The organism is Enterococcus sp. AZ063, from assembly GCF_051715045.1.
GTDB classification, from domain to species: Bacteria; Bacillota; Bacilli; order Lactobacillales; family Enterococcaceae; genus Enterococcus_D; species Enterococcus_D casseliflavus.
Map to the genome: position 1 here is coordinate 2,566,873 of NZ_JBIOTA010000001.1, position 8,128 is coordinate 2,575,000.

At 41.2% G+C, this 8,128-nt stretch carries 7 protein-coding genes; 1 reads left to right on the plus strand and 6 read right to left on the minus strand.

Going from position 1 to position 8,128, the window contains the following annotated elements:
• Window positions 1-14: 14 nt before the first annotated feature.
• The 5 genes from IGK61_RS11970 to arcA all read right to left on the minus strand — a co-directional run bounded on the left by IGK61_RS11970 (window position 15) and on the right by arcA (window position 4,984).
• Window positions 15-605: a V-type ATP synthase subunit E gene (locus tag IGK61_RS11970; protein WP_005229237.1), complete on the minus strand. Its 591-nt coding sequence runs from the start codon at window positions 603-605 to the stop codon at window positions 15-17.
• Between the two features lie 16 nt (window positions 606-621).
• Window positions 622-1,095, minus strand: a complete 474-nt coding sequence (locus IGK61_RS11975) for a V-type ATP synthase subunit K (RefSeq protein WP_005229236.1) — start codon at window positions 1,093-1,095, stop codon at window positions 622-624.
• Window positions 1,079-3,070 carry a V-type ATP synthase subunit I gene (locus tag IGK61_RS11980; protein ID WP_015510091.1) on the minus strand — a complete coding sequence of 664 codons (1,992 nt, stop codon included), beginning with the start codon at window positions 3,068-3,070 and terminating at the stop codon, window positions 1,079-1,081. Before IGK61_RS11980 ends, IGK61_RS11975 begins: the two co-directional genes overlap by 17 nt.
• Entirely contained in the window at window positions 3,071-3,382 is a 312-nt protein-coding gene (locus IGK61_RS11985) for a hypothetical protein (protein WP_015510092.1), read from the minus strand.
• 384 nt (window positions 3,383-3,766) lie between these two features.
• Window positions 3,767-4,984 (minus strand): arginine deiminase, encoded by a 1,218-nt coding sequence (arcA, locus tag IGK61_RS11990; protein WP_010749205.1) that lies wholly within the window; start codon window positions 4,982-4,984, stop codon window positions 3,767-3,769.
• Window positions 4,985-5,416: 432 nt separating this feature from the next.
• On the opposite strand from arcA, the gene IGK61_RS11995 reads away from it, so the two are divergent.
• Window positions 5,417-7,414, plus strand: coding sequence for a beta-galactosidase (locus tag IGK61_RS11995; protein ID WP_074536690.1), 1,998 nt, complete (start codon window positions 5,417-5,419; stop codon window positions 7,412-7,414).
• Window positions 7,415-7,498: 84 nt separating this feature from the next.
• Here the strand turns inward: IGK61_RS11995 and IGK61_RS12000 are convergent, their stop codons facing one another.
• Entirely contained in the window at window positions 7,499-7,951 is a 453-nt protein-coding gene (locus IGK61_RS12000; RefSeq protein WP_015510095.1) for an HIT family protein, read from the minus strand.
• Window positions 7,952-8,128: the final 177 nt, after the last annotated feature.

Genomic DNA, 8,128 nt, shown 5'->3' on the forward strand with positions numbered 1-8,128 from the left:
CTGTTTGCACCTGCTTACTGTTCAAAAATCAATTGCAGTAACGTATTGCTTAACTCTTCTTTGTTGGCTTCTAGTAGCGCATCAAAGGTAAAATTCAACTCAATTGCTTCTTGTCGCAACAAAAAGCCACCCTTGCGAGGAATCGTCTTATTTACCAGTTTCAGCTGAACCTCAGGGACCGATGCTTGCAACTTAGTAAGGAATTCCTCATCTACAAAATGACGGGACTTCTCACCTAAAAGCAACTCGACCTCACCAGTTAACCGTGCATTCGCCAAGCCTTTCGCGATAAACGTATAAAATGCTGCCTGATCCATCGTGTTCAAACGGGTCAGAGCCTCAGAAAACAGCTCATCTAAGACGGACTGCTTTGCTGCCAAGACCTTGTTTCTTGATTGGATATGCACATCTGAGATTTCCAAATACATCGCAGCACGTTTTTCTTTTTCATAAAAAGCTAACCGTTCATTAAGCTCTTTTTCTAACTGTGCTCGTTTTAAATTTTCTTGGTTTTCACTTTCTTTTTGTGCTTCTTTGATTTGAAGCTGGTATTTCTTTTCCGCATCAGCGGTTATTTTGTCGGTTAAACGTGTAATATCAGACATTCACTTTTCCCTCCTCTTAATTCAAGACAAGCAAGAAGGAAATCACGAACCCTAAAATACAATACGTTTCCATCATCGCTACCAAGATAATTCCTTTGGTCACATGTTCTGGTTTTTTTGCTAAAATCTGCATCGCAGCACTTGCGGCACGTCCTTGCCATTTACCGGCGATAATTGCTGTTAACGCGATCGGTAATGAAGCGATAAACAAATACAACCCGCGATCGAATGAGATCGAACCACTGATCTGACCAAAAATCATAAAGGAGATTACAAAGCCGTATAGCCCCTGGGTACTAGAAAGCAATTCCAAAATCAACGCTTGCCCGAATTTCTCTGGCTGCTCTGAGATCAAGCCTGATGCTGCTTCACTGGTCATCCCCACACCGATCGTTGATCCGATACCACCACAAATCGTTGCGGTCGCTACACCTAAAGCTGCAAAAACAATTCCACCATTTTCGTAAAAGAAACTAATCCAATTTTCCATTATTATCCTCCTGTAACTTTTCTTCTGAGATGATCTCTACATAATTTTCATTTGATTTGAACGGGTCAAAGGCACGTCCGCCCCCCGTAAAGAATTTTCCGAAATACTCTAAATACTGCAAGCGGATACCATGAACATACGCACTAAGGTAACTTAAGAAAATATTCAGGCCATGTAGCGCCACAAATAATAAGATACCGACGGTAAACCGGGCTGCTGGCGGCAAGTAGCTAATGATCAAGTTGAAGGCTGAGGCGATACTTCCGCCGGCAACCCCTAACGCCATCAGACGGGTGTAACTGATCAAGTCACCAACATAGTTGGTCACATCCATCAATCCGTACAATCCAGAACCGATTTTTCCTGCCAACGTTTTTCCTTCTAAACTGCCTCCGATTGCCACTGCTAAAAGACTGGCAGCGATCATTACGATCCCAATCGTTTGTAACGGGGTGTCAGGGAAAAGCAGCATTCCTGCGGCGACAAAAACGACACTGATCAAAAAGACGATCCACGAACCGGCTTGGAACATCGCAGCCAGTTTCTGGTCTTTTTTCTTCCATAAAATATAGAATTTCAGCGCCAAGCCAAACATGATCTGAATGTACCCAAAGATCACGGATAAGACTAAGATCTGATTGACATCATCCTGGGCAGACAACAGTTGGAATGAGAATTCAAATCCAAAGAAGTTGCCATAGATCAAGCCCCAAATAATCGTAGGGATTGAGCACAACTGAAAGAGGGTCAAATTTTGTTCCAGCCCTTTGCTGAGGTGGAACAGCTTTTTCCCCAGGAATGTCGCCAGAAACAAGAGCAACCCATAGCCAAAATCGGCAACCATCATCCCGAATGCCACCATGTAAAAAGGCGCCATAAATGGTGTCGGATCTAACTCGTCATATTGCGGCAAGCTGTACATCCGAACAAGTCCTTCAAAAGGTTTGATCCAACGTGCGTTTTCTAATAAAATCGGCACATCAGCCAGCTCTTTTTCCGTCACTTCTTGGTATTCGAGGTAATAGTTATCCGTGGTCCCTTTTTTGATACGTTTTTCTAATTCGGCCGCCCCATCAACAGGAACCCAGCCAGAAATCGATACCGCATGAGTCGAACGCAAAAGCATTTTACTGCTTTTTAAGCGGGTGATCGCTCCATCTAAATACTCGGCAACGATCCGCAAGGTTTCTTGCTCTTTTGTCATCGCACCAAGAGAAGCTTTGATTTCTTTTTCTTCATCAATTAGACGTTGGGATTTTTCTTTCATCGTTTGCAGATCTTCTTCTGGAATCCCCTCATAAGGGTAGATGTATTGCTCGAAGGCTGCTTTCTTTAGAAGAGTAGTTACTTTTTCTTTTACATCTTTATGGAAAAGTACCAATAAGTAAGTTGTCGTTTGTGATTGATAAATGGTTTCGACATAGACAAGCGGCAGCTTTTCACTGTTGGTCGTAAAGTCAGCCATTTCAGAAGTAGGAATCGATCCTAACAAGCCACCTGATTTTTTTAATTCTTTTAAAACAGCTGGTCGTTCTTTGAAATACTTCCAGATCGACAGTTCTGCTTCTTGTGCTAATACATCGCGTTTTTCTTGATCAATCAAGCGAAGACGTTTGTCTTGTTTACGAAGGGTTTGGCATAATTCTTGCCAAGGATAGGTGTGGGCTGTTTCAGCCAATTCTTGAAGGGTATATTTTTTGATTGGTTGCCGCAGTTGTGCCAGCATTCCTTTTTTGGGTACATATTCTTCTAAAAAATTTAAGCTCCAGTTGACTTGACCAAACTGGTTCTCCATTTCTTCTTCAGACTGTTCCTCGCGAACCGGTGTCAAAACACCCGTCGTTTCTTCAGAATCATAATATTTTTCCGAAGAAAGCAGTTCTACGCCTTGAAAGTCTTGCAGCTGCTCTAAAACAGCTTCTTTCTGATCGTAAAAGGTCAACAGACTGAACTTTTGCATTTTTGCAATTGCCATTTATGTCACAACCTTATTTATTATTATTGCTAATGCTTCTTCTTTCAATTCATTAGGGATCGTTCGCAGTGTTTCCACTTCTGCTTGGGTCTTAGCCAAGAGCGGTTCCTTAGACTGTACCAACTCAGCTGCAATTTTTTGGTTGATTGCTTCTTTTTGTTGGGCTTCTTTTTCTGCCAACTCTTTTTTAAACGCCTTCAACCGTTCTTCTCTTGCTTGTGCCAATTGTTTTTTTTCTGCTTCTGCTTCTTTATTTTTATTTTCCGCAAATTGCTCTGCTTCTTGTAATAATCGAATGGCATCTACTGTCATTTTCTCACCTGCTTTCACTTTTTTTCCGCAAAAAAAACCACTACAAATCAAGCATATGGCATTCGCTGATCGTAGGGTGTCAAAAATCAATAAGTGGCAAATACCTTCACCTATTTCCGTTTTCTAATATAACCGTAACATAAATTTTGCGATAGAACAAGGTTCCTAGCGTTTTTTTATAGTCTTTACATATAAAAGTCACAAAAATTACACATTTTCACAAAAAGAAATCCTTTTCATTTTATTGGGGGTTAAATGATGACAAAAAAGAAAGATTAGAAACAAAATGATGTTTCAAATCTTTCTTTTAGATTTTTCTCGTCTTTTTCTTAACTTAAATACTCCTAAAGAAAAGGCAAGTATTTAAAATAACAAATAATTGTCCTACTCACGTATAAACGGCATACTCATACAGCGGGGGCCCCCGCGTCCGCGAACCAATTCGCTGCCCGAGATTTCATTCAAAATGACTCCTGCCTCTTTTAACAGCCCATTGGTAATGGTGTTGCGGTCATAGACCACGACTTCTCCAGGTGCAATCGCCAAGGTATTAGACCCATCATTCCATTGCTCTCTAGCTGCCGCTGCTAAATCGTCGCCACCACAGCGGATCAAGTGGACTTCAGGCAAATCTAAATAACGGCAAAGAATGTTTTCCAATGTATCTTTTTCCTCATATACTCGCACACCGTCCTTGTGTTTAGTGATTGAATACAGCGAAAGTTCTCCCTCGATTTCTGGATGGATCGTGAACTTATCATGATCCACCATCGTGAAAACCGTATCTAAATGCATAAATTTTCGTTCCTCGCCGATATTAAATGCCAAGATATGTTCGAAACTCGGTTCTGTGGCAAAAATCGTTTCGGCAATTTTTTCAATTGAGGCAACTTCTGTTCGTTGAGAGATCCCGATCGCCACGATTTTATCTGATAAAATCAGCTGATCCCCGCCTTCCATCCGCGTCGTTTCGTCCCGATGATACAAAAAGTTCGTCTCATTGCGGGCAAACATCGGATGGTGCGTAAAAATTTGTTTTCCGTAGAGGGTTTCCCGTCTTCTCGTTGCAGAATACATTCGATTCAAGGAAACACTGTGACCAATCGTAGCAAACGGATCTCGCGTGAAATACAAGTTTGGCATTGGATCGATCAAGAAAGGATATTCTGTTTCAACAATTGCCGTTAAGTTACTGGCTTTTGAAATTTCTACCTCACTTTTTTTCAAGCCCGCCATCGTATGATCGATAAAGGCGCGATTGTCTTTAATCGACAGGAAAAAGTTGCGCACTTCGTTGCGAATCTCTTCATCAAGGATCGTTGTTTCATTTAAATAGTCTTCTAAAAAGGCCTCTTTGGCACCAGTTGTTGTCAATGTTTCAGCAGCTAGATCCTCCAAATAAAGGACTTCCACCCCTTTGCTTCTTAACGTATCCGCAAAAAAATCATGTTCTTTTTGCGCTTGGGTTAAAAAAGGAATATCATCAAACAACAATCGATCAAGATAATCCGGCATCAAGTTTTCTAATTCTGCGCCTGGACGATGCAGCAGCACCCGTTTTAAAGGGGCAATCTCAGAAAAAATCTGTATTGGCTGGTTCATGAACTTGTCTCTCCTTCTTGGCAATTTTGTTGAATAACTTATGTCATTCATTTTTTTGATTCCTCATCACATAATTATTCATTTCTTTGACTCATCGTGTTTTTTCTACTCGTGATTCAAAGTTTTTTTGGATCCTATAGTTATAAACATGCATTTTAGCAAAAAGAAACCCCCGATAAAAAAACAACTATCTGAGAATATAGATTCTAGATACTTTAATTTACCGCCTTTTTCAATTGTATATTTTTGTTAAAAAAACAGCAAGGCAAAAGAACTGATGGACGATAGTCCTAGCTGCGAAACAAGATTGAATTATTTTTGTTTTTTTGGATCATTTCATGATTTTCAAATGATACCGCTATCAAACAGATAAATATTTGCTATGATTCAAGTATCTTGATGCTAAAGAAACGTCTATAAAGGAGCGATTTGATGAAAACGCAACGTCAACTTTACTATGGTGCCGACTACAATCCTGAACAATGGTCTAAAGAAGTCATTCTTGAAGATATGCGCTTAATGAAAGAAGCAGGTGTGAACTATGTAAGTATCAATATTTTTGGCTGGGTCAATCTGCAGCCAGATGAATCCACCTATGATTTTGATTTTCTGGACTGGTTGATGGATCTTTTATATGAAAACAATATCATGATCGACCTAGCCAATGGAACGGCTTCGCCTCCCGCTTGGCTTGTTCAAAAACATCCTGAGATGCTGCCTGTGACCATTCATGGCAATCGACTGGTTCATGGGGCGCGACAGCACTACTGTCCGACTTCCCCTATCTATCGTCAATATGCCACCGATTTGTCAGAAGCAGTCGCAAACCGTTATGCCAATCATCCAGGGCTAGTCATGTGGCATATCAATAACGAATATACCTGTCACATCCACGAGTGTTATTGCGATCATTGTCGGAAAAGATTTCAGACATGGTTAGCAGAGAAATATCAGACCATCGCTGGATTGAATGATGCGTGGTCAACTAAGTTTTGGAGTCAATCCTATGGTAGCTGGGACGAAATTTTTCTACCTGAAGCGATGCCGACCTTCAAAAATCCTGCGCAGCAGTTAGACTATCGCCGTTTTCTTTCCGACATGAATCTGGAGCTCTATCAACTCGAAAATGCGGCGATCGCAAAATATTCACAAGGCATCCCTTACATGACCAATCTTATGGGCTTGCACAAATACGTGGATGGGTTTAAATGGGCACCCGAAATGGATGTAGTCAGCTGGAATTCGTACCCGAATCCCTTTGAAAAGATCCCTTACCCGCAATTTCTTGCTAACGATCTAACTCGTAGTTTAAAGAAAAAACCTTTTTTGATCATGGAACAAGCCACCAGCGCCGTTAATTGGCGGCAAATCAATGGTGCCAAGACACCCAACCAGCTGCGTCTTTGGAGTTATGAAGCGCTCGCTCATGGCGCTGATGGCATCATGTTCTTTCAATGGCGGCAGTCTCGTGGCGGTGCGGAAAAATTTCATAGTGCGATGGTGCCTCACGGAGATCCTCATTCAAGCCGTATCTTTCGTGAATGTGCGCAATTAGGCAACGAATTTTCGCAACTGTCGGAAATTGTTGGGACGCGCTTCTTGGCTGATGTCGCGGTTGTCTTTGACTGGGAAAATTGGTGGGCGCTGGAATTGGATGCCAAACCAAGCACCTTAAAGTACATTCATCAGTTACGCAGCCTGTATGGCGCGCTAAGGGCGTTAAATCTGAGCGTAAACTTTGTCCATCCTTCCGAATCCCTAGACGGCTATCCTTTAGTGATCGCCCCAAATCTCTATTCAGCACCAGAAGCCTTCGGTAAGAAAATCAATGATTACGTGCGACAAGGTGGCATCTTCTTGACGAATTTCTTTAGTGGGATCGTCAATGAATATGACCAAGTCTATCTTGGGGGCTATCCAGGACTGTTTAGGGACACCTTAGGGATCATTGTAGAAGAGTTTTACCCAATGAAAGCAGCTATCCATCACCAAATTGACTTCCAAGGTCGTCGGTACGACAATTCTCTATGGGAGGAAGTCATTCATCTAAATGGTGCGAAAGCTTTGGCAACCTTCCAATCCGGTTATTTGTCCGATAAGCCAGCCATTACTATGAATCAGATCGACGATGGGTATGCGTATTACGTGGGAACAGAATTGTCTCTTGAAGGGCTAACTACATTTTTAGCGACCATTCTGGAAAATCATAAATTAGCGACTCATGCCCAGCACTTCTTGGCTGCTCCTACTGAAGTCTCCGTTACCTGTCGCAAAGGTGCTGGCTATACACTCGTCTTTCTCTTAAACCATACGGAGCAGACAACCAAAGTGAAGCTGAAAGCCCCTGGAGCAGACCTTCTAATCAAAGAAACCAGACAGTTGGTAGTTCTGAAACCAAAAGAAGTCGCAGTTCTTAAGTATGTTGATTGATCTAAGGAAAAAGAACCTCCATGAAGCGATCGCTTCATGGAGGTTCTTTAATAGACGTTACTAGATTCAGGGAGAGTCATTAGACTAGCGATAGGCATTTTCTAAATAAGAGGCTATCTTTTGTCTTCGCTCTCCATCTCTTTTTTCTGAATAGTGATACTCTGGATTAGTCCAATGGGATTTGTCGTACAACCAAACAGGCATTTTTTTCGCTTCGTCGGTTTCCCATTCATAACGGGGAAACAAATGTGCATGAAGAAAGTTATCAGTATTTCCCAATAGTTCATAATTGATTCTCAATGGAGAACAAGCTTGTATTATAGCATCTCCTAAAAGAGTCATATCAGTTAAGAAAATCTGTCGCTCGCTTAAATCTAGATCATTTAAAGAAGCCACCTCTCTTTTAGGTAATAATACACAGTATCCGGGAAGAAATTGGACATCGCCATAAACAGCAAAACTGCCAGACAATTCTTTGATCACCATTGGATTTGTCCCATCTATCGCTGATTTGATTCTATTCTCATACCATTTCAATTTGATCCCCCTCTTTCCTGTTCCTTGCAGCTATTCATGTAAAAACTATACAAGATTAAGGGAAGGCTTTCAATAGTAACAAAACAAAAAATCTTTGCTATATGAGTGGTCCTTCAAAATCGTATTTTTAGACTTTTATAAACAAAAAAAATGTATCAATCTTATAAAAGACTGATA

Bases quoted from the DNA above. Each gene is read 5' to 3' on its own strand.
- IGK61_RS11970 (WP_005229237.1), bottom strand. From the start codon at position 605: ATGTCTGATATTACACGTTTAACCGACAAAATAACCGCTGATGCGGAA.
- IGK61_RS11975 (WP_005229236.1), bottom strand. From the start codon at position 1,095: ATGGAAAATTGGATTAGTTTCTTTTACGAAAATGGTGGAATTGTTTTT.
- IGK61_RS11980 (WP_015510091.1), bottom strand. From the start codon at position 3,070: ATGGCAATTGCAAAAATGCAAAAGTTCAGTCTGTTGACCTTTTACGAT.
- IGK61_RS11985 (WP_015510092.1), bottom strand. From the start codon at position 3,382: ATGACAGTAGATGCCATTCGATTATTACAAGAAGCAGAGCAATTTGCG.
- arcA (WP_010749205.1), bottom strand. From the start codon at position 4,984: ATGAACCAGCCAATACAGATTTTTTCTGAGATTGCCCCTTTAAAACGG.
- IGK61_RS11995 (WP_074536690.1), top strand. From the start codon at position 5,417: ATGAAAACGCAACGTCAACTTTACTATGGTGCCGACTACAATCCTGAA.